Origin of the sequence: Sterolibacterium denitrificans, from assembly GCF_900174485.1 — a bacterium.
GTDB lineage: Bacteria > Pseudomonadota > Gammaproteobacteria > Burkholderiales > Rhodocyclaceae > Sterolibacterium > Sterolibacterium denitrificans.
Map to the genome: position 1 here is coordinate 2,457,708 of NZ_LT837803.1, position 24,895 is coordinate 2,482,602.

General features: G+C 65.5%; 14 protein-coding genes. 10 read left to right on the forward strand and 4 right to left on the reverse strand.

Annotation, left to right across the window (positions count from 1 at the left end):
• Positions 1–441: 441 nt before the first annotated feature.
• The 3 genes from SDENCHOL_RS11070 to ubiB form a co-directional block, all read right to left on the reverse strand.
• Entirely contained in the window at positions 442–1,584 is a 1,143-nt protein-coding gene (locus SDENCHOL_RS11070) for an IS481 family transposase (RefSeq protein ID WP_067169585.1), read from the reverse strand.
• A gap of 201 nt (positions 1,585–1,785) precedes the next feature.
• Complete coding sequence (locus SDENCHOL_RS11075; protein WP_067169589.1) at positions 1,786–3,327, reverse strand: sodium:solute symporter family protein; 1,542 nt, start codon at positions 3,325–3,327, stop codon at positions 1,786–1,788.
• 30 nt (positions 3,328–3,357) lie between these two features.
• On the reverse strand, positions 3,358–4,911 hold the full coding sequence (ubiB, locus tag SDENCHOL_RS11080) for a ubiquinone biosynthesis regulatory protein kinase UbiB (RefSeq protein WP_067169592.1): 1,554 nt from the start codon (positions 4,909–4,911) through the stop codon (positions 3,358–3,360).
• Positions 4,912–5,181: 270 nt separating this feature from the next.
• Here ubiB and SDENCHOL_RS11085 point away from each other — a divergent pair, with 270 nt between their 5' ends.
• Positions 5,182–7,254: a site-specific recombinase gene (locus SDENCHOL_RS11085; protein ID WP_154717225.1), complete on the forward strand. Its 2,073-nt coding sequence runs from the start codon at positions 5,182–5,184 to the stop codon at positions 7,252–7,254.
• Between the two features lie 15 nt (positions 7,255–7,269).
• Here SDENCHOL_RS11085 and SDENCHOL_RS11090 read toward each other — a convergent pair whose 3' ends face one another.
• Entirely contained in the window at positions 7,270–8,718 is a 1,449-nt protein-coding gene (locus tag SDENCHOL_RS11090; RefSeq protein ID WP_231912968.1) for a sensor domain-containing diguanylate cyclase, read from the reverse strand.
• Between the two features lie 208 nt (positions 8,719–8,926).
• Between SDENCHOL_RS11090 and SDENCHOL_RS11095 the strand changes: the two genes are divergently transcribed.
• From SDENCHOL_RS11095 to SDENCHOL_RS11135, 9 genes are all read left to right on the forward strand, one after another.
• Positions 8,927–10,714: an autotransporter assembly complex protein TamA gene (locus SDENCHOL_RS11095; protein ID WP_067169601.1), complete on the forward strand. Its 1,788-nt coding sequence runs from the start codon at positions 8,927–8,929 to the stop codon at positions 10,712–10,714.
• Positions 10,715–10,739: 25 nt separating this feature from the next.
• Positions 10,740–14,549 carry a translocation/assembly module TamB domain-containing protein gene (locus tag SDENCHOL_RS11100; RefSeq protein ID WP_172955072.1) on the forward strand — a complete coding sequence of 1,270 codons (3,810 nt, stop codon included), beginning with the start codon at positions 10,740–10,742 and terminating at the stop codon, positions 14,547–14,549.
• A gap of 117 nt (positions 14,550–14,666) precedes the next feature.
• The gene (locus SDENCHOL_RS11105) at positions 14,667–16,259 is read left to right on the forward strand and encodes a transglycosylase SLT domain-containing protein (protein WP_067169607.1); all 1,593 of its coding nucleotides are present in this window, start codon (positions 14,667–14,669) and stop codon (positions 16,257–16,259) included.
• Between the two features lie 56 nt (positions 16,260–16,315).
• A complete protein-coding gene (locus tag SDENCHOL_RS11110) occupies positions 16,316–18,172 on the forward strand; it encodes an ABC transporter substrate-binding protein (protein WP_197706908.1) in 1,857 nt (618 codons plus the stop codon).
• A gap of 152 nt (positions 18,173–18,324) precedes the next feature.
• The gene (locus SDENCHOL_RS11115; RefSeq protein ID WP_067169610.1) at positions 18,325–18,975 is read left to right on the forward strand and encodes a transposase; all 651 of its coding nucleotides are present in this window, start codon (positions 18,325–18,327) and stop codon (positions 18,973–18,975) included.
• Positions 18,972–20,765: an ABC transporter substrate-binding protein gene (locus tag SDENCHOL_RS11120; RefSeq protein ID WP_067169613.1), complete on the forward strand. Its 1,794-nt coding sequence runs from the start codon at positions 18,972–18,974 to the stop codon at positions 20,763–20,765. Before SDENCHOL_RS11115 ends, SDENCHOL_RS11120 begins: the two co-directional genes overlap by 4 nt.
• Complete coding sequence (locus SDENCHOL_RS11125) at positions 20,762–22,813, forward strand: M3 family metallopeptidase (RefSeq protein ID WP_067169616.1); 2,052 nt, start codon at positions 20,762–20,764, stop codon at positions 22,811–22,813. The genes SDENCHOL_RS11120 and SDENCHOL_RS11125 overlap by 4 nt, the downstream gene beginning before the upstream one ends.
• Before the next feature lies 1 nt (position 22,814).
• Positions 22,815–23,753 (forward strand): ABC transporter permease, encoded by a 939-nt coding sequence (locus SDENCHOL_RS11130; protein ID WP_067169619.1) that lies wholly within the window; start codon positions 22,815–22,817, stop codon positions 23,751–23,753.
• Positions 23,750–24,895 carry an ABC transporter permease gene (locus SDENCHOL_RS11135; RefSeq protein WP_067169622.1) on the forward strand — a complete coding sequence of 382 codons (1,146 nt, stop codon included), beginning with the start codon at positions 23,750–23,752 and terminating at the stop codon, positions 24,893–24,895. The genes SDENCHOL_RS11130 and SDENCHOL_RS11135 overlap by 4 nt, the downstream gene beginning before the upstream one ends.

Below are 24,895 nucleotides of genomic sequence, written 5' to 3' on the forward strand. Positions count from 1 at the left end.
CAGGGCAATCGCATGAACGGGCCGGGAGGAGGCTTTGATGGCTGCGCCCACCTCTCCCCGGCCCTCTCCCGCAAGGGGAGAGGGAGCAAAGCTCATGTTTCGCCTCGCCTGGCGCCCCCTCTCCCCCGACCCCTCTCCCGCGAGGGGAGAGGGGAGCTTAAAGCCGCTGAACGTCGAGTCGGCATCCCAACGCCTCTCCCACAAGGAGAGAGAGGCATCGTCTCCGGCGCACCCGGCCGTACGCTGGTTTGTTACCTGTGTTGCCAGCTTGCGCAGTTCCTCCCCCTCCCCTCGCGAGATGCACAACTTTTCCTCCTCCCCTCGCAAGACGCACAACCTCTCCCTCCCCCCCCTCGCGAGATGCACAACCTCTCCCTCTCCCCTTGCGGGTGTATAGACCGGAGACATAGTGGACGGTTGTTCGGAGACATGGTGGACGGTTTATGCGAGCGCGCGGCCCGCGTTGGCCGTCCGGGTGGTCATGTCGATCCGGGCGATCCGATAGGTGCGCCAGTAGACATCGTACAGGCCGTCGTCGATTGAGGGGCGTACAGCCACCCGCTCACCGATGAACGCCTTGCCGACCTGCCAGTCCTCACCCCGCCAGGTCATCCGGCCCAGGGCCTGCACAGTGCGGACTTGATCGGTACCGTCATACTCGGGCACAGCGGGCTGCTCCACGTACTCCCGGGAGCTGGCGCGGTAGCGGTCGGCGGGGACGCCCATCGCTAACGCCTGGTGGGGACGCATCCGGTTGTAGATGGTCCGCCAGTGATCGAAGGCTTGTTGGGCATGGGCCAGATCGGTGAAAGGGGCGCCCTGGAGTACCTCGGCCTTGAGGGTACGATGAAAGCGTTCATCCTTGCCCTGCGTTTGCGGATGAAACGGTCGCGAGTGGCTGACCCGGATACCCTGACGCATCAGCCACACATCCAGTTGGGTGTAATGCGTTCCGTCGTTTCCCCACGGCGCGCCGTTATCCATCGTTATCCGGGCCGGCAGGCCGTAGCGACGGAAGATCGCGATCAAGTGATCGACCACTGTCGTTCGCCGTTCATTGTCGCAGGCGCGCAGGCCGAGTGCGTAGCGGGAGTGGTCGTCGAGGAGGGTCAGCGGATGACAGCGTCCGCGCTGCATCGGCACATGCCCTTTGAAGTCCATCTGCCACAGATCGTTCGGACAGGGATGCTCGAAGCGTTGCCAGGGCTGTGCCGCCTGCGATGCCGCCGGCGTGACCAGCCCGTAGCGCAGCAATACCGCATGGACGGTGCTCACGGCAGGCATCTCGTGTCCCAGCCGTTCCAGACGATGCGCCAGCTTGCGGGCGCCCCAGGCCGGGTGCGCCATCCGTAGCGCCACGATCAGCGCTTCGATTTCCGGCCGGCTGCGACGGGGCGTGTGATGAGGTTGCCGCGAGCGATCAGCCAGGGATGCGCCCTGCCGCTTTCGCGCCAGCCACTTGTAGCCGGTCGTCGGACTGATCCCGAAGCGCCGACACAACTGCCGTATGTTCGCGCCTTCCTGCGCTGCCAGCCTTGAAAATTCCTCGCGTAGTTCCATGATCGTCTTCTCCTGCCACGGCATCGCTTACTCCCAATGAGCCTTCGATCCCATAGTCTGAATGTGTCCACCATGTCTCCGAACACCTGTCCACCATGTCTCCGGTCTATACAGCGGGAGAGGGCCGGGGAGAGGGGGAGGGAAACCACAGAAGAAACCGAAAACGAGGCCTCACGCGATTGCCCTGCGGAATGCAGGAAAACCGGCCGAAAGACCGCCAGGCAGTCAGTGATGGCGGTGGTGATGGCCGGTCACGTGATGCGTCTGGCTGGCGGCATGATGGCGCAGCTCGTGCAGCGGACGGCCCGGCGTCTTGTGGCCGATCTTCTGCGGCAGCAGCGAACCCAGCACCATGCCCAGCGCCGAGACGCAGACGCCGATCAGTTGCGGCGGCACGGCATCGTCGCCGATCAGGGCATAGGCATACACGCCACCGCCGCCACTGCCGTCGGCGATCAGCAGCTCGACCATCAGCCAGGACAGCAGGCCGCCGATGATGGCCGCCAGCGCGCCCTGCGTCGTGGCGCGCTTCCAGAAGATGCCGCAGATCAGCGGCACGAAGGCGCCGGCCAGGGTGACCTTGTAGGCGCTCTCGACCATGTGGAAGATCGATGCCTCGGTATTCAGCGCGAAGGCCAGCACCAGCAGCGTGAAGCCGACCACCGTCAGGCGCATCACCCAGAGAAACTGGTGATCCCCCATCTTCGGCCAGAAGCCGCGGATCACGTTCTCGGCGAAGGTGACCGAAGGTGCCAGCAGCGTCGCCGAGGAGCAACTCATGATCGCCGACAGCACCGCGCCGAAGAACAGCACCTGGGCAAACAGGGGCGTGTATTGCAGCACCAGGGTGGGCAGCATCAACTGGCTGTCGGTTTCCAGCAAACCGCCGAACACCGTTGGGTCGATGAGGATGGCCGAATAGGCGATGAACATCGGCACGAAAGTGAAGCAGAAATAGATCGAAGCGCCGAGGAAGGAGCCGGACAGCGCGACCTTTTCGCTCTTCGCCGAAGTGATGCGCTGGAATACGTCCTGCTGCGGAATCGAGCCGAGCATCATGGTCATGCCCGTGCCGATGAAAGCCACCCACTTCAGCATATCCGGCTCGGGAAAGAAATCCAGCTTGCCGGCCAGGCGGGCGTGGTCGATCACCGCGGGCGCCCCGCCATCGATCTGGCCGCTGACGACCCAGGCGATGAACAGCAGGCCGCCCATGGATACCGCCATCTGCACGAAGTCGAGGATGGCGACGGAGAACATGCCGCCGAAGGTGGTATAGGTGAGCACGATGGCCGAGCCGAGAATCATGCCGGTCTGCTGGCTCACCGCGCCATCGGTGACGACGTAGAAGATCAGGCCGAGCGCCTTGATCTGCGCGGCCACCCAGCCGAGGTAGGAGGCGACGATGCAGATCGTCGTCAGCACCTCGACGCTGCGGCTGTAGCGCATGCGATAAAAATCGCCGAGGGTGATGATGTTGAGCCGGTAGAGATAGCGCGAGAACAGCATGCCGGCAAAGATCAGGCACAGCGACGAACCGAAGGGATCGGCCACCACGCCGGTCAGGCCATCCGTGACGAAGGTCGCGGAAACGCCGAAAACCGCCTCGGCGCCGAACCAGGTGGCGAACACCGTGGCGGTGACCACCGGCAGCGGCAGGCTGCGCCCGGCGACCGCGAAATCCTTCGCGCTATGTACCCGGGTCGCGGCCAGCAGGCCGATACCCACCGAAACCATCAGATAGAGGATGACGAACCACAGCAGCATAGTCGTAGAAGAATGAGTGGTGAGGAGAGATTAAAAACGCAGCAGGGCGAGAACGGCTGCGGCCAGCAGACTCGGCAGGGCGATGCCCCAGGCCAGGCGGCTGCGGCGGCGGGCGGCGGCAAGGGCCTGCTGCAGCACCAGCAGCTCATCGGCGCGTTTGTCGCGCGCCTCGGCGGCGGCCAGCGTCTGGTGCAGCAGGCGCGGCAGGACCGGCAGCAGCTTGGCCCACTGCGGCGCCTCGTGCTTGAGGTTGGCCAGCAGACCGCGCCAGCCGACCTGCTCGCTCATCCAGCGTTCGAGAAAGGGCTTGGCCGTGGTCCACAGATCGAGCTCGGGATCGAGCTGGCGGCCCAGCCCTTCGATGTTGAGCAGGGTTTTTTGCAGCAACACCAGTTGCGGCTGCACTTCGATGTTGAAGCGCCGCGAAGTCTGGAACAGGCGCAGCAGCACGCGGCCGAAGGAAATCTCGCTCAGGGGCCGATCGAAGAAAGGCTCGCAGACGGCGCGCACGGCGGACGCCAGTTCATCGACCCGCGTGCCCGGCGGCGCCCAGCCGGATTCGATGTGCGCCTCGGCCACACGCTTGTAGTCGCGCTGGAAGAAAGCCAGCAGATTCTGCGCGAGATAATTCTTGTCGACATCGGACAGCGTGCCGACGATGCCGAAGTCCAGCGCCACGTACTGGCCGCCCGGCGCGACGAAGATGTTGCCCGGGTGCATGTCGGCATGGAAGAAGCCGTCGCGGAATACCTGGGTGAAGAAAATCTCCACGCCGTTCTTCGATAGCTGCTTGAGGTCGATGCCCTGCTCGCGCAGGCTGTCGATCTGGCTGATCGGCGTGCCATGCATGCGCTCCATGACCATCACCGCTTCGTCGCAGAAGTCCCAATGCACCTCGGGCACCCGCAGGATCGGCGAATCCTTGAAATTGCGCCGCAGCAGCGAGCAATTCGCCGCTTCGCGCATCAGGTCGAGTTCGTCGTGCAGATACTTCTCGAACTCGGCCACCACTTCGCGCGGCCTCAGACGCCGGCCGTCGGCCCAGACCTTTTCCAGCAGCGCAGCGCCGGCCTGCAGCAGTTCGATGTCATGCTGGATGATGGCGCGGATGCCCGGCCGCAGAATTTTGACCGCCACCTCATGGCCGCCGTCTTCCTCGCGCAAGGTGGCGAAATGCACCTGAGCCACCGATGCCGAGGCCACCGGCTCGCGCTCGAAGCGGGCAAACACCTCATCGACCGGCCGACCATAGACCTTTTCCAGCAGCGCCACGGCCTCATCCGCCGGAAAAGGCGGCACCTGATCCTGCAATTTGGCCAGTTCCTCGGCGATGTCCGGCGCCAGCAGATCGCGCCGCGTCGACAGGATCTGCCCGAACTTGACGAAGATCGGCCCCAGCGCCTCCAGCGCCAGGCGCAACCGCACCGCGCGCGGCAATGCCAGTTGGGCGCTGCCGCGCCGCCAGAACTGGCAGGCATTGGCAACGCGCAGCAAACGACCGCTGGTTTCGTGCTCCAACAGCATCTGATCCAGCCCGTAACGGCTGGCCACACGCATGATTTTCAGCAAACGCGGCAGGGACATGTCGGATGAGGCAAGCGCCTTTGCGCAGGGCCGGAAACGGCCTGAACAACCCCGCGCCCCTTGTGGAAAAGGCGGCATTTTCCCACAGCCGCCGCAAAGCTGAAAGAGCGTCAACCGCCCTGTCCGAGCGTGCGCCAAAAGCCCCGCGACGAGTGATTTTGGAAGCTCTGATGCCGGCACGGCGCTCCGGTAAAATCGGCGAATCCGACCCGCTCCAGCCCACCGGAAATACCGCTGAAATACGCAAGAAGTCCGCATCACTGGAATGCCATGAACACATTACGCACTTTCCTGCATCGCCTGCTGGGCCGGCCGGCCAGCGGCAGCGATCCGCTGCACGAGGCGCTGGAGCCATTCCGCAATCCCGAGGCGAACACCCTGGCGCTGCTGCGCCGCCTGGTCGGCGTGCTGCGCCCGAAGAACCGCCGCGACGACCACATCGCCCGCTACCGGCGCATGCTCGACCGGCTCGATGCCGACGGCGAACTGCGCGCGGCGTTTCGCCGCCACGTCATCCATTTCGTCGCCGAGCGGCGGCTGATCACCTTCTTCACCGACAGCGGGATCCTGCCGGGCACCGGCTTCTTCTCGGAATGGGGACGCATCCTCGGCAGCCGCCTGCTGCCCGAAGTCAGCGACGAGCGCCGCCTCAAGGACTGCCTGCAACTGATCTACGACCGACCCAACGACTGGCAATGGCTGGAGCAGATTCCGGAAGATTGCTCCAGCCGCTTCTGGAACCTGATCGCCACCGCCGACGAGCTCCACAGCGTCAGTTGGCGGCCGGTGCAGGAGCAGATGCTCGATGCGGTACTGCTGCTGGCCCACCGCATCAGCGGCCTGGGCGTGGATAGCGAGCTGATGCGCGCATCGAGCAACTTCGACGACAACCTGCCGCGCTTCGTCGCTCTCTCGGCCGAGGCGCTGGATTTCGTCAATGCCTATCGCCAGGCGCTCGACGACCCGGCGCAGTCGCCGGACGACGGCAAGCAACTGATGGTCATCATCGATCAGTGCATGGAAACCTTGCAGCGCATCCGCAAGAGCGCGCGCACCACCGGCACCAGTCTGCACCTGTCCTATCTGCTGACGCGCAGCCAGCAGAGTCTGGAGCGCCTGCAGGAGCTGACGACCATCCTGCTCGCCAGCCGGCAGGCCCGCCTCGACGCCGAGGCGTTCGCCGCCTGCAGCGAATTCGTCCGCACGGCCTTTCTCGCCCAGACCCGGCGCAACAGCCTGGGCTTCTACCTCGGCCAGCTCTCCAGCCTGCTGGCCGTGCGCGTCACCGAAAACGCCGCGCGCTCGGGCGAGCACTACATCTGCGAGACGGCCGCCGACTACCGTCACATGTGGTGGTCGGCCGGCGGCGCCGGGGTGTTCATCGCCGGCATGTCGCTGCTCAAGATCAATGTCGGCACCCTGGACATTTCACTCTTCAACACCGCCTTTCTCTACAGCATGATCTACGGCCTGGGCTTCGTCGTGATCTACCTGCTGGGCATGACCGTGGCCACCAAGCAGCCGGCGATGACCGCCCAGACCCTGGCCAGCCTGCTGGGCGATCTCAGGCTCAACCGCGGCGCCGACCTCGAACGCCTGGTCGACGTCATTGCCGCGGTCTGCCGCAGCCAACTGGCGGCGATTGCCGGCAACGTGATGGTGGCCATCCCCATGGCGATCGCCCTGGGCTACGGCCTCACGGCCTGGTTCGGCGAGCCGCAGATCAGCCGCGACCAGGCCGCCCATCTGCTGCACGACCTCGACATCTTTTCCTGGGCCATTCCGCATGCCGCCATCGCCGGCTTCTATTTGTATTTATCGGGTCTGATCAACGGCTACTTCGACAACCGCGCCGCCTACGCCGACATCGGCTTGCGCGTGGCCAGCCTGCGCTGGCTGAAGCGGCTGCTGGGCGCGGGCCGGGCACGAAAGGTCGGCGCCTACGTCGAGGATCACCTGGGCGGCATCATGGGGAATTTCCTCTTCGGCTGCATGCTCGGCTCGACCGGGATCATCGGCATCATCCTCGGGCTGCCCATCGACATCCGCCACATCGCCTTCTCCTCGGCCAATTTCGGCTATACCCTGGTTGGCTACGGATTCGATCTGCCGCTCGCCCATATCGCCTGGGCCGCTTTCGGCTTCCTGGCCTTCGGCTGCACCAACCTGCTGGTCAGCTTCGCGCTGGCCCTGCGCACGGCGATGCGCGCGCGCGGCATCCAGTTCAACCATGGCGGTCCGCTGGCCGAGGCGCTCTGGCAGCGCCTGCGCCAAGACCCGCGCTGCTTCGTGCTGCCGCCGCGGCCCCTGGCGGAGCAGAACGTGGCGCCGGACGGCAGCTAATACCGCACTCGCGAATCAGCTCGCCACGCAGTTGCGGCCGCCCTGCTTTGCGGCATACAGCGCCTTGTCCGCGCGGTTGATCAGGCTTTCGATGCTCTCCGCGTCGGCATGACAGGCCAGACCGATGCTGGCGCTGACCGGGATCGCCTGCCCGCCTGCCATGACCGGCGCGGCCGCCACGGCCGCGCGCAGCGCCTCGGCCATGAAGCGTGCCTCTTTTTCATGACACCCCTTGAGCAGCAGCAAAAACTCCTCGCCGCCCCAGCGCACGGCCAGATCGGACGTGCGCAGGCGTCCTTGCAGCGTGCGCGCAACGGCCTCCAGCACGGCATCTCCCGCCGTATGCCCATGGCTGTCGTTGATGCTCTTGAAATGATCGATATCGACCAGCAGCACGCAGAACGGACGCGGCTCGCGCCGATGCTCGGCGAGCAGCTTCGCCGCCAGGATCTCAAAGGCATGGCGATTGAGCAGGCCCGTCAGCTTGTCGGTCGAGGCCATCTCCTCGATGCGGGACTGGTAATGGCCCAGCGCCAGGCTGGCGCACCATAGCACCACCAGGGTAACCACCAGGCTGATCGCCAGATTGATCCACATGGTATGGCGCAGCTTCGCCAGGCTGGTCGATTCATTCTGCTCGACGAACAGGTACCACTTGAGTTCGGGCAGGTAGTTGAAATGCAGGACGTGGCTATCGCCGCCGGCCTCGAATTGCCGCGCGCCGCTGCGCGCGGCAAGGATGCCATCGACGAGCGGACCCAGCCCGTCAACCGCTCTCAGATCCTGGCCCAGGCCGTCGCGCCCGCCGCGCAACTGGATCACGCGGCCATGCGCATCCGCAAAGTAGATGGTGCGCTGGAAACGCTGCTGGTAATCCTCGATGAGGCGGCTCACCGCATCGGCCGTCAAGCCGACGCCGGCGGCGCCGAGATAGCGCCCGTCGTAATCGAAAACGCGGTAATTGATGAAGATGGTCAGCGCATCGGCATTCGCCATGTCGACGTCGACATTGATCTCGTAGGCATCCTTCATCCCGCGCACGCGGTAATACCAGGCATCGCGCGGCTCATCGGCCTGGATCCGCTTGAGTATGCCCTTGCCGGTGTAGTAGTTCCCGGTTTTCTCGGAAACGAAGAAACTGCTGAACGCGCCGTAGTGGCGGCGGATTTCCATCAGGTAGCGGGCGATCTCGTCGACGTCCCCCTCGCCGCGCAGCACCCAGTCGCGCAAGAAGGTGTCCTGCGCCATGGCCGAGGAAATCAGGATCGGCCGCACCAGATCCTTCTGGATTTCCGAATAGACGTTGCTGGAAGTCAGCGGCAACTCGGTCTCGACGATGGCGGCGTGAATCTGCCTGTATGAGGCGAAATATCCCAGCAAGGTGACACCGGAAAACCCGGCAAAAAGCAAAAGCGCCAGTACGACCAGCAGGCTGCGGCGATCAAAAATGCGGGTTTGGGCCATGGACATGTTCCGTGGGGTTGCCGGATGCAGAAAAACCTCGACAATGACGAACCGAATGCAACGAGGAAGGGACGGGAACATCCGACGACGGACGCAACCGGTACAATTTGCCGGCGGCGAAACCGATCTTGCAAGACGATCCGGAGGGCCGTATTAAATCGCCTTTCGGTCATCCCACCAATATTTTCTGTCGATTCCGGGCGAATCCATGCGCATTTACTGGCTGTCATTCCTGCTGCTCGGCCTGCCTGCGCTGGCGATGGCCAGGACCGTGCTGGAAGCGCCGCCGGAGATCGCTCGCCTCATCGCGCCTCATTTGTCCGAGGAAGACATCGGCCCGCGCCGGTTGCGCAGCCTGGTCGGTGAGATCCTCGCGACCGAAGGCTATTTCAGCCCGCAACTGCAGTTCAGCCGCCAGCCTGGGGAGAGCGGTGAAGGCGACCAAGATACCGATGCGCCGCTGCGCCGGCTCGGCATCGACGCGGGACCGCGCACGCACGTCAGCCAGGTCGACATCCGCATCGACGGCGCGCTCGATCCGGCGCGACGCGCGGCCCTGATCGACGGCTGGCGCCTGTCTGCCGGCCAGCCCTTCCGCCAGAACGCGTGGAACGATGCCAAGCAGGATCTGCTGGCGCGTCTGCTGGCCGAGGAATATCCGGCTGCCCGCCTGATGGACAGCCGCGCGCGGATCGACGTCGCCAGCCAGCGCGCCGAACTGACGCTGCACTATGCGGCCGGCCCGCGCTACGTCTACAGCCGCGACCCGCTGATCATCAGCGGTCTGGCGCGTTATCCGGCAGCGCTCGTCGAGCGCTACAACCGCAGCATCCGGCCCGGCGCGGCCTATCGCGAAGAGGATCTCAACCAGTTGCAGGCCGCGCTGCAGGCCAGCCCCTACTTCAGCACCGCCGAGGTGCAACTGGAGCGCGCTACCGCCGTTGCCGATGCCGTAGCCGTTGCCGCAACCACCGGGACCGATGCCGCCGATGCTGCCGCGACTTCAGCCGCCCCCTTGCAGGCCGCGGTCAACGTGACGCTGCGCGAACGGCCGGCTCACCACATCAGTCTGGGCGCGGGGGTGAGTTCGAATACCGGGATGCGCGGCGAATTCGCCTACGCCACGCCGGACTTCGCCAACCAGGCCTGGGATCTGCACAGCGGCCTGCGCCTGGAACAGAAACGGCAGACGCTCTACGCCGACATCTTTCTGCCGCCGGATGCGCGCGATCGCCGTTACAGCCTCGGCGTACTGGGCGAGACCAGCGACATCCAGGGACTGCGCACCGTGCGCCAGGCCATCGGCGTGCAAAGCCGGCAGGCGCGCGGCAGCATCGAACAGCTGCTGTCGCTCAACTGGCTGCAGGAGCGCCGCGCCCCGGAGGGTGCGGCCGCGCTCACCAACCACGCCCTGGTGCCCAACCTGATGCTGACCTGGCGCCGGCTCGACAGCCTCATCGAACCGCGCAAGGGCACGGTGATCCAGGCCCAGATCGGCGGCGCGCTGCGCGGCCTGCTTTCCGACACCAATTTCCTGCGGCTTTCCGCCCGCATCCAGCACTATCTACCGTTGGGGCAACGCGACCACCTGCTGCTGCGCGGCGAAATCGGCCACACCCGCGCCGGCGCCAGCCAGCGCATTCCGCAGGATTACCTGTTCCGCACGGGCGGCGCCGGCACGGTGCGCGGCTACGCCTATCAGAGCCTGGGCATCAAGGAAGGCGCGGCCACCGTCGGCGGACGCTATCTGGGCATACTCAGCGCCGAATACACGCACTGGCTGGGCGATGGATCGGGTGAATGGGACGACTGGGGCATCGCGACTTTCGTCGATGCCGGCGATGTCAGCAATTCCCCGGGCGATTTTCGCTATGCCATGGGCTACGGTCTGGGCGCCCGCTGGCGCAGCCCGGCCGGACCGATCGGCGCCGACCTGGCCTACGGCCAGCGCAGCCGCAGCCTGCAACTGCATTTTTCCCTGGCCATACCTTTCTGATCCCTTCTGATCCGTTCCGATGCAGATGCCTCGCCTCCCGCTCATCCTTTGCTCCGCGCTGCTCTGCGCCCTGCTGGCCCTTGCCGGCGGCGCGCTCTGGCTGGTGAACAGCGAATCCGGTCTGCAGACGACGCTGAACCTCCTCGCCCGCTACGACGGCGCGCTGCACGTCGAAGGCGCGCGCGGCAGGCTGCTCGGCCCCATCGACATCGCGCGGCTGCGCTGGCAGCCAGGCAAGGGTGAAGGCGAAGACGATTTGCGTCTGGAAATCCGCCACCTGCATCTAGACTGGTCGCCGCGGGCCTTGCTGCGAACTCAGCGTCAACGCCAACTGGATATCGGGCAGCTCCGGGCCGAACGCCTCACCCTGCATCTGCCGGCCAGCGACACGCCCGCCACGCTACCCGACGACCTGCAACTGCCGCTGCCCGTACAGATCAGGCAACTGGCGCTCGGCGAGCTGTATCTGGACGAGCGCCTGCTGGCGCAAAAACTCGCCGCCCGCCTGAGCAGCGACGGGCAACGGCATCGTCTCGACGCGCTGGATTTCGTGCGCGGCGCCATCGGCGTGAAACTCAGCGAAGCCATACAGCTCGACGCCCGGCCGCCCTTTGCCCTGCAAGGCAAGGCGCGCATCGAGGGACAACTGGAAATGGACGCAGTAGACGCCCTGGATGCGCAGCCACACTCATTCACGTTGGACATTCAAGCCAGCGGCACACTCGAACGCATCGCGCTGGATATTGCCGCCAATACGATCGCCACAACCGCCGACACCACCGCCGCGCTGAACGGCCAGGGAAGCATCCTCCTGACGCCCTTCGCCGCCCTGCCCTTTGCCAGCGCCCAACTGCGCTTCGGGCAGTTGAATCCGGCCGACTGGCAGGCGGATGCGCCCAACGCCCGGCTCGACCTGTCGCTCGATCTCGCGCCGCAGGATGCGGCCATCGTCGGCAGCTTCAAGCTCGCCAACCAGCAGCCCGGCCCGCTCGATCGGCAGCGTCTGCCGCTATCGAGCCTCAGCGGCAAGCTGCACTGGCAGGCGGACCAGGCGCAGCTCACCGAACTGCACGCCCGCCTGCCCGGCGCCGGCGAACTGACCGGCCGGGCCGACTGGCAGGGCGCGACGCAAACGCTGCATCTCGACCTGGCCGCCCGCCAACTGGATGCCAGCAAAATTGCCGGCATGCTGCGGCCCAGCCGGCTGGCCGGCAGCCTCGGCGCCGAACTGGGCCGCGATCGCCAGAGCCTGCGCCTCGATCTGCGCGACCGACGCATGCAACTGCTGGCCGACGCCAGCCTGGCGGAGCGGCAACTGAGCATCCGCCAGTTGCGGCTGCAGGCCGGCGCCGCCGCGCTGCAACTGCATGGCGAGCTGGGGCTGGCCGCGCCGCGCCGCTTCAGGCTCGATGGCGAACTGCGGCAATTCGATCCGGCGCAATTCATGCAGCTCGCCCAACTCCCCGCGGCACATCTCAACGCCAGGCTGCAGGCCAGCGGCCAGTTGCTGCCCAAGCCGCAGGTGAGCGCGCAATTTACCCTGCGCGACAGCCAGCTCGCCCGCCAGCCGCTGGCCGGCCACGGCGCGCTGGCGCTGGCCTGGCCGGTGATTTCCAAAGCCGACATCGCCCTGACTGCCGGCAACAACCACCTGCGCGTCCTCGGCAATTACGGCACGGCCGACGGGCGCCTGAGCATCGACCTGGACGCCCCGCAACTCGCCGCCTACGGACTGGAAGGCGGCCTGACGGCACAAGGCGAACTGCGCGGCAGCCTGCAACAACCCCGCCTGAATCTGCAACTGGACGGCAAGCGGCTGGCCTGGCCGGAAAAATTCCAGCTGACGGGACTGAATCTGCAGATGGACGTCGGCAGCCGGGACGATGCGCCACTCGACGTCAAACTGGCGCTGGAGCGGCTCGACCTGCCCGGACGCGCGGCGCTGCTGCGACAATTGCAACTGCAAAGCAGCGGCCGACTCGCCGCGCATCGCCTGCAAGCCAGCGGCAATCTGGCAGGCGGCAACCGCCTGCAATTGCTGGCCGAAGGCGGCTGGTCGACCAGCCGGCAGAGCTGGCAAGGCAAGCTGCAGGAAGCCACGTTGCGCAGCCGGGAACGCACGCGCAACTTCCGGTTGCAGCAGCCGGCGGTGCTCAGCGTCGGCATGAATGAGCGCAATTGGCAGATCGGCCCGCTGACGCTGGCCGGCGATCCGCTCGACTGGCGCGCCACCCTGCAGGCGGCCAGCACGGGCAAGCAATTGCAGGCCAGCCTGCAGGCCGAGGGCAGCCGCCTCGGCCAACTCGACGCCAGTTTGCAGGCCGCCATGCTCGATCCCTGGTCGCTCGACCGGACGGCGCGCTGGCAAGGCCGCCTGCGCAGCGACATCAGCGATCTGGGCTGGCTGGCCGAACTGATCGGCGAAGACTGGCAGAGCGCCGGACGCTTGCACGGCGAACTGCAACTGGGCGGCACGCCGCAACACCCCAGCGGCAGCGGCCGGCTGCGCGGCGAACGGCTGGCGCTGCAACTGCCCGAACAGGGACTGCAACTGACGGACGGCGAGCTGACTGCCGAACTGCAGGACGACCTGCTGCGCATCCGGCGCTTGGCCTTCGACAGCCCGCTGCAGCCCGCCCCGCGCGCCTTGCTGCGCAGCGCCCCGAATGAAAAAACCGCCATCGAGGCGCTGGGCGCGCGGCCCGGACGACTGGAAATCAGCGGCGAGATTCCACTGGCCTCGCTCGATCCAGACGGCGCGCGAGGACAGGAGACGAGCTGGCTGGAAGTGCGCCTGGATCGCCTCGGCGCCTGGCAGCGCAGCGATCAATGGCTGCTGCTCTCCGGCGACGGCCGCCTGTCCTGGCAGGCCGGCACCCTGGGCGCGCGCGGTCAGTTGCGGGTCGATGCCGGCTACTGGCAACTGGCGCGCGGCGGCACGCCGCGTCTGTCGGACGACGTTACCATCGTGCGAACTGGCGCGCCCGCCGCCGATCCGCCTTTCCGCCCGCGTCTCGATCTCGACGTCGAGGCCAATCTGGGCCGCCGCTTTCATTTCAACGGCGCGGGCCTCGGCAGCCGCCTGACGGGCACGCTGCGGGTCAACGCCGAAGGACGCGACATGCCGCGCGCCAGCGGCAGCATCCGCACCCAGGATGGCCGCTTCGAGGCTTACGGCCAGACCCTGGAACTCGAACGCGGCATCCTCCGCTTCGACGGCCTGCTCGACAACCCCGGCCTCGACATCCGCGCCGTGCGCAAGGGGCTGAGCGTCGAACCCGGCGTGCAGGTCAGCGGCACGGTACAGAAACCGCGGGTCCGCCTGGTTTCCGATCCCGAACTGCCGGATACGGAAAAGCTGGCCTGGCTGGTGCTCGGCCATGGCGCAGAACAGATGGGCGTGGGCGATGCCACCACCCTGCTGGCGGCGGCCGGCGATCTGCTCGGCAACGATGCCGGCAATGTCATGCAGCAGATCCGCAAATCCTTTGGCGTGGACGAAATCGGCATCCGCCAGGGCAGCCTGGATGGCCAGCGCCAGACGACCAGCCGCATCGCCGGCAACGGCAGTACATCCGCGGCGGCGACCGATCAACAGATTTTCACCGTCGGCAAGCGCCTGTCCTCGAACACGCTGCTGTCGTACGAGCAAATCCTCGGCAAGGCCGAGAGCATCGTCAAGCTGACGGTCAACCTCAGCCGGCGCATCGCCCTCATCGGCCGCGCCGGCAGCGACAATGCCCTCGACATTTTCTACACCATGAGTTTCGGCCAGCCGCCGAAGCCGAAGCAGGAGCCAAAGTCGGCGCCTGCCCGGGCCCCGGACGCAAGATAAGGCGCGCGCAAGCCGCCGCCCACAGGCTGGCCGCAGCATGAAACCTGACGCATAAATTTGACGCATACAGGCAGCTTCGTTAAGATGCGCCGCTTCCCTGACGCTGCCCCTTGGGCCATGACTTTTCCGCCCATCAAGCGCCCGATCCCGCCCCTGCTGTTTCGCTGCCTGCTGGTTTTCTGCGTGCTGCCCGCTGTCTCGCCCACGCACGCCGAATACGCAGGACGCATGCAGGCCGAGACCGGCAAGGCGCCCACGACGACTGCCATCCGTCTGCCGATCCAGCCAGCCGACACCCGGCTGCAGCTGGACGACGAGCTCGACATGACCGCTTCGGCTTCGGGCCCGGCCGGCTCATCGAGATTGGCCCCGCCCCCGCAGCGCCGGCTGGAGATACCGCTGCAGCGCAGCGTCCAGCCGGCCACCGATCTGCGCGCGATCAACAATCCGCCCCTGGAAATCCACGACACGTTTCCGCGCATCGAAAAGATCGACCTGACGATGCACCAGGAAGACCTCTGGCAGCGCGTGCGCAACGGCTTTTCCATGCCCGACCTCGACAGTCCGCTGGTGGCCGATCGCCAGGCCTTTTATCTGAACCGCCCGGAAATGCTCAAGGAAATCCTGCGGCGCAGCCGGCGCTATCTCTACTTCATCGTCGGCGAACTGGAAAAACGCGGCATGCCGACCGAGCTGGCCCTGCTGCCGATGGTTGAAAGCGCCTACAACCCGATGGCCTATTCGCGCGCCCGCGCCGCCGGACTGTGGCAGTTCATTCCCTCGACCGGCAAGAACTACAGCCTGCAGCAGGACTGGTGGCATGATCAGCGCCGCGACATCATCGCCTCCACCGGCGCGGCGCTCGATTATCTGCAGAACATCTACGAGATGCACGGCGACTGGCATCTGGCGCTGGCTTCCTACAACTGGGGTGAATTCGCCGTCGCGCGCGCCATCGGACGCAATCAGGCCCAGGGCCTGCCCACCGACTACGCCAGCCTGCGGATGCCCGACGAAACGCGCTATTACGTGCCCAAGCTGCAGGCGCTCAAGAACATCATCGCCGAGCCGGCCCTGTTCGACATCGAGATCGATCCGATTCCCAACCAGGCCTATTTCGATACCGTCGACAAGCCCGCCAGCATGGACGTCAGCCTCGCCGCCAAACTGGCCGAAGTCCCGCTCAATGAATTCATTGCGCTGAATCCCTCCTACAACCGGCCGGTGATGCCGGACAGCACGGACACGCCGATCATCCTGCCGACCGACAAGGTGGCGACTTTCCTGTTCAATCTCGAACGCCACGAGGCCAGCGAGAAACCCCTGAGCAACTGGACCACCCATGTGCTGCAAAAAGGCGAGTCGCTGGATCGCGTCGCGGCGCGCTTCCATATCGGCACGGCCCGTCTGCGGCAAATCAACGGCATCGGCGCGCGCACCCGCGTGCGTCCCGGCACCCGGCTGCTGGTACCCGGCTCGGGCACGCAACTGACGCAGGAAGTCCTGGATAGCCTCCACTCGTCACCCGCCGCCACCCAGGCGCCGCCGCGCAGCAAATCGCGCGCTGCCGGCAAGACCAAGGGCAAGAAAACAAAGGCCGCCGCCAAGAAATCCAAGAAGTCGTCCAAGGCAACGAAGGCCAAGACTAAGAGCAAGGGAACTTCCGCCGCTGCCAAGCGTCCGGCCAAGAAGCCGTCCGGCAAACGCTGAACCACGAACCATCCGAACCATCCGCCACGCACCCTCGGCAAGGAGAGGAGCACGCCTTGAAGCATCGGCAGCACTGGCAACGTTCCGCACGGCATTTCCTGCGCTGCCGCGGCTACCGGGATCATCTGGGTCGCCTCGGCCGTCTGCTGTGCCTGGCCGCAATGCTGCTGGCAGCGCCCATCTGGAGCACGGCCGGCATGGCGGCCGCCGATCCGGCCAAGGTGCTGCGTCTGTACTTCCCCGCCGCCGAAGATGGCTTCGACCCGGCCGCCTTTGCCAGCCTGTATTCCAACATCGTCAGCGAAGCCATCTTCGAGCGTCTGCTGACCTACGATTACCTGGCGCGTCCGGCCCGACTCGTGCCCATGGTGGCCGAGACCCTGCCCGAAGTCAGCGCCGATGGCCGCACCTACACTTTCCGCCTGCGGAAGGGCATCCACTTCACCCCCGACCCGGCCTTCAAGGGCCGGCCGCGCGAGCTGGTCGCCGAGGATTTCATCTACAGCTTCAAGCGCTTCATGGATCCGCAACTGCGCTCGCCCTGGCAGTTCATGCTCGAAGACAAGATCGTCGGCCTCGACGAACTGGCGGCCGAAGCGCGGAAAACAGGACGCTTCGACTACGACCGGCCGATCGCCGGACTGAGCGCGCCCGACCGCCACACCCTGCGCATCCAGCTCAAGGCGCCGGATCACAACTTCAGCTACATCATGGCGCACACGCCCTTCGGCGCGCTGGCGCGCGAAGTCGTCGAAGCCTATGGCAAGGAACTGATCGCCCATCCGGTCGGCACCGGCGCCTATCAGCTCAAGGAATGGAAGCGCCGCAACCGCATCGTGCTGACGGCCAATCCGGCTTATCGCGGCTTTACCTGGCACTTCGCGCCTTCGGCCGAAGCCGTGGATACGGAGATCATCCGCGCCATGCAGGGCAAGCCCATGCCGCAGATCGGCCGCGTCGAGATCAGCATCATCGAAGAGCCGCAATCGGTCTGGCTGGCCTTCAAGAGCGGCCAGCTCGACGTGGTGAATGTGCCGCAGCAGTTCATCCGCGAGGCGCTGGAAGACGGCGAGCTGGCCGGCGAATTCCGCCGCCAGGGCATCCGCCTGTATCGCGCCACCGATCCGGAAATCACCTACACCTTCTTCAACTTCAAGGATCCGCTCATCGGCGGTTTCGGCAAGGAAAAAATCGCCCTGCGCCGCGCCATCGCCATGGCCTACGATGTCGACGAGGAAATCCGCGTCATCCGCCAGGGCCAGGCGATACGCGCGCAAATGCCCATCCCGCCCGGCGTGGTCGGCCACGACGCCGGCTATCGCTCCAGCATCCCCCACGACCCGGCCCTGGCCAACGCCCTGCTCGACCGCTACGGCTACCGGCGCGGCGCCGACGGCTGGCGCACCCTGCCCGACGGCGCGCCGCTGCTGCTGCGCATCCAGGGCGATGCCAGCGGCGCGGCACGGCAGTTCGACGAACTGTGGAAAAAATCGCTCGACCGCATCGGCATCCGCGTCGAGTTTCCCAAGAGCAATTTCGCCGACAACCTGAAAGCCGCCAAGTCCTGCAAGCTGCAGATGATGGGCGCGGCGTGGACGGCGGACTACCCGGACGGCGACAACTTCATGCAGAACTTCTACGGCCCCAACCTCGGCCAGAGCAACAACGGCTGCTACCAGTCGCCGGCTTTCGACCGCCTTTACGAACAGGTCAGCAAGCTGCCGGATTCACCCGAACGCAACCGCCTGTTCGTGCAGATGAGCCGCCAGATGGAAGCCGACACCGCCATCTCCCTGCACGTCACCCGCCGCCGCACCCAACTGATCCGCCCCGGCCTGACCGGCTACAAGAAACACCCCATCCTCCACGCGGAGTGGATGTACCTGGACATCGAACCGAAACGAGGCCGGTAGGGGCAGACCCACGTGTCTGCCCAACCCCACGCACCCACCCCAACCCACATACCACCTCCAACCCTATCCACCATCCCGACCAGGGCGAACACGTGGGTTCGCCCCTACGGGGGTAACCACAACCTGCGCCGTCCAACGCATTCCCGATAACCATGTCCTCCGTCCCACGACGTCGCCGCTCCTTGCGCCTGCCTGATTACGATTATGCGCAGGCGGGCATGTATTTCGTGACCATCTGCACCCAGCACCAGCGCTGTCTGTTTGGCGACGTGATCAATGGTGAAATGCAACTGAACGACGCCGGCAAAATGGTCATCGACTGGCTGGAAAAACTGCCCGGCAAATTCCCCGGCTTCACCTGCGACGCCATGGTGTGCATGCCCAACCACATCCATTTCATCCTCGACAACACCGGCGCCGTAGGGGCAGACCCATGTGTCTGCCCTGACCCATGTGTCTGCCCTGACCCATGTGTCTGCCCTGCTCAACCCGTCGGCCCTGACCCCAACCCACACCCCACCCAGGGCGAACACGTGGGTTCGCCCCTACCGGGGGTGGTGCAGTGGTTCAAGACCATGACCACCAACGCATATATCCGTGGCGTGAAACATTCGGGCTGGCCGGCGTTTGCGGGCAAACTGTGGCAGCGCAATTATTACGAACACATCATTCGCAACGAGGTGAGCTTGCTGGCAATCCGTACCTACGTGAAAAACAATCCCCTGCAATGGGAGCTGGATCGGCTCCACCCGTCCGCCTCATTCATCTCCTCCACCCCCTCCGTCGGAGGCTGCGCTCGATGAATCGCGCCCTGCGCCGCTGCTGCCTGGCATTCTGCCTGCTGGCGCTTTGCGCGTTGCCGGCCGGCGCCCAGGAGGCGCCGAAAACCCTACGCTGGGTGTTCTCCGCCGCCGAGACCGGCTTCGATCCGGCCGGGGTGCATGATTACTACTCGAACACCATCATCGAGGCCATCCACGAGACGCTGCTGACCTACGACTACTTGGCGCGGCCGGCCAAGCTGGTGCCGCTGACGGCGGCCGCCATGCCTGAAGTCAGCGACGACGGCCTGACCTGGACCATCCGCTTGCGCCCCGGTATCCGCTTTGCGCCGGATCCGGCCTTCGACGGCAATCCGCGCGAGTTGGTCGCCGAGGATTACGCCTATTCGCTGAAGCGGCTGATCGATCCGCGCGTGCGCTCGGCGTATGCCTTCCTGGTCGAAGGCAAGTTCGTCGGCCTGGATGAGCTGGCCGCACAGGTGCAAAAGTCCGGACGCTTCGATTACGATGCGCGCATTCCCGGCATCGAGGCGGTCGACCGCCATACCTTGCGCTTGCGTCTGAAGCAGGCCGAACCCAACCTGATCTATCTGCTGGCGTTCACCCAGACCAGCGCGCTGGCCCGCGAAGTCGTCGAGAAATACGCCGACGGCAGCGGCCGGGTCATGGCCAACCCGGTGGGCACCGGGCCTTTCCGCCTGACGCGCTGGGTGCGCGGCGCGAAGATCGTGCTGGAGGCGAATCCCGTCTATCGCGGCATGACCTGGAATTTCACGGCGGACGGCGATCCCGAGAACGCCGCCATCGTCCGCGCCATGCAGGGCAAGCGCCTGCCGGCCATCCAGCGCATCGAGGTCGCCGTCATGGAAGAGGATCAGTCGCGCTGGCTGGCCTTCCAGAACGGCGAGCTCGACGTGATGAACATGGACGGCCCGCTGGCGCCGCGCGCGCTCGATGGCGAACGCCTCAAGCCGGAGCTCGCCCGGCGCGGCGTCAAGCTGTCGCGGGTAGTCGATCCGGAGATCATCTATCACTACTGGCAGTGGAACGACCCGGTGGTCGGCGGCATGGGCAAGGCGCAGATCGCCCTGCGCCGCGCCATGGCCATGGCCTACGACGTTGCCGAGGAAATCCGCGTGGTGCGCAACGGCCAGGCGGTCGCCCTCGAATATCCCGTGCCGCCCGGCGTGGCCGGCCACGACCCGGCCTACCGCAGCAGCGTGCGCAAGGATCTGGCCACCGCCAATACCTTGCTCGATCGCTACGGCTATCGCAAGGCGGCCGACGGCTGGCGCCGGCTGCCCGACGGCAAGCCCTTCGCCATCCGCTATGCCAGCCGTCCCGATTCGACCGGCCGCCTGCAGGAGGAGATGTGGAAAAAAGCCTTCGACGCCCTGGCCATCCGCATGGAGTCGCAGAAGATGCCTTTCCCCGATCTCATCAAGCTGGAAAAGCAATGCAGGCTGCAGATGCGCAGCGCCGGCTGGATCGCCGACTATCCCGATGGCGACAACTTCATGCAGTTGCTCTACGGCCCGCGCAGCGGCCAGAGCAATGCCGGCTGCGTGCGCATGCCGGAATACGATCGCCTTTACGAGCAATCCAGACGCTTGCCCGCCGGCCCGGAGCGCGACCGCCTGTATCATCGGATGACGCGCCTGATCGAGGTCTACGCGCCCTGGCGCATCAATCTCGCGCGCGTGCGCAACATGCTGATCCAGCCGCAGGTGATCGGCTATCGCAAGCATCCCATCCTCCATGCCGAATGGCTGTACATGGACATCGACAACGACAAGGTAGCCGCCCGATGATATTCGCCCCCGCCCTGCGCCGCCGCCTGACTTGCGGCTTCGCCGTCGCGCTGCTGTGCGTCCTGCCGTCCCTGTCCGCGCAAGCCGACACCATCGCACGACCAACCCTGCCACTATGGAACGCCGCCACGCTGACCCAGGTCTGCAACGACGGTCTGGTCGAGTTGCAGCGCCAGGTCGACGCGCTGGCAAACCTGCCGCTGGACGCCGTGGCGATCCATGCGGATACGGATACGAAAACCTTCTTCCCTGCCTGGAACGCGCTGCAGATACGGTTGGAGGACATCGAAAACCCGGTCTACCTGCTCAACAACGTCTCGCCCGATCCGGCAGTGCGCGCGGCGGCGGAAAGCTGTCTGCTGGAGTACAACAGGTTCGGCAGCGCGCTGTACCAGAATGCCGCGATCTACCAGCGCGTACGCGCCGTGGTTCCACGGGATGCCGTCGATGCCAAACTGAAGAAGGATCTGCTCGAAGCCTTCGAGGACACCGGCGTCGCGTTGCCGGTGGACAAACAGGCACGCATGAAGCAGATCCTCGAACGCCTGGAGCTGATCCGCCAGGAATTCGATCGCAACATCCGCGACAACGACACCCGCCTGAGCTTCACGCCGACCGAAGTTGTCGGCCTGCCGCCGGCTTACCTGGAACGCGCGGCGCGCGATGCGCAGGGCAACTATCTGCTCGGCTTTGGCTATCCGGAATACGTGCCCTTCATGGAAAACGCCGAGGACGAGGCCGCGCGCCGGCGCTACCAGTTCGCCTTCGTCAATCGCGGCGGGCCGCGCAATCTCGAACTGCTCGACGAAGTGGTCGCCCTGCGCCATAAAATGGCTGGCCTGTACGGCCTGCCAAGCTATGCCGACTTCGTCATCCGTCGGCGCATGGCCGGCACGCCGGCCGCAGTGCGCGACTTTCTCGCCGAGGTGCAGACGCAGGTGCGGCAGGTCGAACTGGACGATCTTGCCGAACTGCGTCAGGCCAAGGTCGAACACACGGGCAAACCGCTGGCGCAAGTGCAGCTGCAGCGCTGGGATGTGTCGTATTACCAGGAACGCCTCAAGCGCGAACGCTACAGCGTCGATCAGGAAGCCCTGCGCCGCTACTTTCCCAGCGAGGCGGCCTTTGCCTGGGCAATGGACATTTCCGCCCAGCTCTACGGCATCGAATTCCGCGCAGCCGGCAAGGCGGTTGCCGTCTGGCATCCCGAAGTGCGTTACTACGACGTGATCGACGGCAAGACCGGCGAGCTCCTCGGCGGCATCTATCTCGATCCGTATCCGCGCGAGGGCAAGTACAGCCATGCCGCGGCCTTTGGCGTGCGCGGCGCCAGCCGTCTGGCCGGCCGCACGCCGATCTCGGTGCTGGTCACCAACTTCGACCGCCAGGGACTGAATTTCAACGAACTGGAAACCCTGGTGCATGAATTCGGCCACGTCATGCACGGCGTGCTGTCGCGGACGCGCTACGTCGACCATGCCGGCACCCGCGTCGAAACCGACTTCGTCGAAGCGCCTTCGCAGATGTACGAGGAATGGGCGCACCGGCTGGAGTCGGTCGGCCGCATCGCCGGTTTCTGCGCGGATCGCGGCTGCAAGCCGGTCGATGCGGAGATGATGCAGCGCCTCAACGCGGCGCGCAATTTCGGCCGTGGCATCCACTACGCGCGCCAGCATCTGTATGCCAGCTACGACATGGCGCTGTACGGCCCGCAACCCGGCGCGGCACTCGCCGTCTGGCAGCGGATGGAAGCGGCGACGCCGCTCGGCCATACGCCGGATACGGCCTTCCCCGGCCAGTTCAGCCACATCATTCGCGGCTATGGCGCGGGGTATTATGGCTACATGTGGTCCGAAGTACTCGCCCTCGACATGCTTTCGCAATATGGCGACAACCTGATGAATCCGGCGGTTGGCCAGCGCTTCCGCCGCGAAATCCTCGAACGCGGCGGCGAGCGCAGCGGCGCCGAAATGGCGCGCAACTTCCTCGGCCGGGCGCCATCGCCACAAGCCTTCTTCGCCGAGATCGCGGGACGGCGGCAGCAATAACATGGCCGCCTTCATCATTCGCCGCCTGTGGCAGATGCTGCCCACCATGCTGGGCGTGGTGCTGCTGGTGTTCTTCCTCTTCAACTGGGTGGGCGGCGATCCGGCCTATGTGCTGGCCGGCAAGATTTCCAATCCCGAGCAGATCGCCAACATCCGCAAGCAGCTCGGCATCGACGAGCCGCTCTGGGTGCAGTTGTGGATCTTCATCCAGCAGATCGCCACGGCCGATTTCGGCGCAAGCTGGAGCACCGGCGAGTCCATCGGCGACATCCTCGGCAGCCGCATGGGGCCATCGCTGACGGTGCTGATTCCCCTGCAGATCCTCGAAGTCCTCATCTCCGTCGCGCTCGCCCTGGCGGTGGCCTATGTGCGCGGCTCGCTCACCGACCGCATGGTGATGATCAGTTGCACCGTCGGCATGTCGATCAGCATCCTCGTCTACATCATCGTCTTCCAGTATTTCTTCGCCTACCAGCTCGGCTGGTTTCCGGTGCAGGGCTGGGGCGAAGGCGTTTTCCAGAATCTCGTCACCTATGCGGCACTGCCGATTCTGATCGCCCTGGCGGTCAGCATCGCGCCGAACCTGCGTCTCTACCGCACCTTCATGCTCGATGAAATCGGCCAGGACTACGTGCGCACGGCGCGCGCCAAGGGGCTGTCCGAGAATCGCATCCTGTGGGTGCATGTGCTGCGCAACGCGGCGATTCCCATCATCACCCACGTCATGGCCAATCTGCCGGGCCTGCTGATCGGCGCCTTCCTGATCGAGCGCTTCTTCTCGATTCCCGGCATCGGCCGCGAAATCATCATGGCGGTGGATCGCTCCGACTTCCCGGTGATCAAGGCCATCACGGTGTATGTCGCCTTCGCCACCATGGCCTTCAATCTGCTGGCCGACATCATGTATCGGCTGGTCGATCCGCGGGTGCAACTGGAATGAGCCCCCACGCCGTTTCTCCGGGACTCTGGGCGCTGGCCTGGCGCCGCCTGCGCGCCGATCGCCTGGCCATGCTGTCGCTGGCGATCGTCACGGCCTTTCTGCTGTTGATGATCGCATCCACCAGCGGCCTGGTCGCCGCCGACTGGTCGCGCGAAGTCGGCGTGAATTACGCGCCGCCGGGTTTTCTCGGCATCCCGGCCGACGCACTCGACACGGCCATCGCCGGCGCCGAAACCATCGACATCGAAAACCCGCTCGACCCGCTGGCCGCCGACATCGCCGAGCTGCGCCGGGAACTGCGCGCCACCGCCATTCCGGCAGCATCCTCCGCGCCCATGGAGGATTACGGCATCATCGATCCGCTGGCCGAGGATCTGCAGGCCATCCGCGCGGCGCTGTCTGCCGAGGCGGGCGGAGCTGGAGGAGCGAACGGGACCGGCGCAGCCGTGACGGAACGCCGCCCAACCCTGCCCTTCGGCGCCGATAAATGGGGGCGCGACGTCGTCCAGAAAACCATCAAGGGTTCGGGCACTTCGATCTTCGTCGGCCTGATCGCCGCCCTGGTCGCCACCCTGCTGGGCACGCTGCTCGGCGCGCTGGCCGGCTATTTCGGCCGCTGGGTGGATGATGTGCTGAACTGGTTCTACAACATCTTCACCTCCATTCCCTATCTGCTGCTGATCCTCGCCATCGCCGCCGTCGTCCCCAAGGGCAAGGGGCTGCTGAGCATCGTGCTGATCCTCGGCCTGACCGGCTGGACCGGCGTATTCCGCCTGGTGCGCGCCGAATACATGAAGCACAAGTCGCGCGAATACGTGCAGGCGGCGAGTGCCATCGGCGCTTCCGATCTGCGCCGGATGTTCGTGCATATCTTTCCCAACATCAGCCATGTCGCGCTGGTGCAGTTGTCCATCCTGGTCGTCGGTTTCATCAAGTCGGAAGTAATACTTTCCTTCCTCGGCTTCGGCGTGCCGGTCGATGCCGTCTCCTGGGGCAGCATGCTCAACGAAGCGCAGAACGAACTGATCCTCGGCAAGTGGTGGCAGCTCGTCGCCGCCACCTCGGCAATGGCGCTGCTGGTCACGGCCTTTTCACTGTTCACCGATGCGCTGCGCGATGCGCTCGATCCGAAGCTCAAATGA

Excerpts from the sequence above, each read along its gene's own strand:
- SDENCHOL_RS11130 (WP_067169619.1), top strand. The coding sequence starts at position 22,815 with ATGGCCGCCTTCATCATTCGCCGCCTGTGGCAGATGCTGCCCACCATG.
- SDENCHOL_RS11090 (WP_231912968.1), bottom strand. The coding sequence starts at position 8,718 with ATGGCCCAAACCCGCATTTTTGATCGCCGCAGCCTGCTGGTCGTACTG.
- SDENCHOL_RS11085 (WP_154717225.1), top strand. The coding sequence starts at position 5,182 with ATGAACACATTACGCACTTTCCTGCATCGCCTGCTGGGCCGGCCGGCC.
- SDENCHOL_RS11070 (WP_067169585.1), bottom strand. The coding sequence starts at position 1,584 with ATGCCGTGGCAGGAGAAGACGATCATGGAACTACGCGAGGAATTTTCA.
- SDENCHOL_RS11125 (WP_067169616.1), top strand. The coding sequence starts at position 20,762 with ATGATATTCGCCCCCGCCCTGCGCCGCCGCCTGACTTGCGGCTTCGCC.
- SDENCHOL_RS11075 (WP_067169589.1), bottom strand. The coding sequence starts at position 3,327 with ATGCTGCTGTGGTTCGTCATCCTCTATCTGATGGTTTCGGTGGGTATC.
- SDENCHOL_RS11095 (WP_067169601.1), top strand. The coding sequence starts at position 8,927 with ATGCGCATTTACTGGCTGTCATTCCTGCTGCTCGGCCTGCCTGCGCTG.
- SDENCHOL_RS11135 (WP_067169622.1), top strand. The coding sequence starts at position 23,750 with ATGAGCCCCCACGCCGTTTCTCCGGGACTCTGGGCGCTGGCCTGGCGC.
- SDENCHOL_RS11120 (WP_067169613.1), top strand. The coding sequence starts at position 18,972 with ATGAATCGCGCCCTGCGCCGCTGCTGCCTGGCATTCTGCCTGCTGGCG.
- SDENCHOL_RS11115 (WP_067169610.1), top strand. The coding sequence starts at position 18,325 with ATGTCCTCCGTCCCACGACGTCGCCGCTCCTTGCGCCTGCCTGATTAC.
- SDENCHOL_RS11105 (WP_067169607.1), top strand. The coding sequence starts at position 14,667 with ATGACTTTTCCGCCCATCAAGCGCCCGATCCCGCCCCTGCTGTTTCGC.
- SDENCHOL_RS11100 (WP_172955072.1), top strand. The coding sequence starts at position 10,740 with ATGCCTCGCCTCCCGCTCATCCTTTGCTCCGCGCTGCTCTGCGCCCTG.
- ubiB (WP_067169592.1), bottom strand. The coding sequence starts at position 4,911 with ATGTCCCTGCCGCGTTTGCTGAAAATCATGCGTGTGGCCAGCCGTTAC.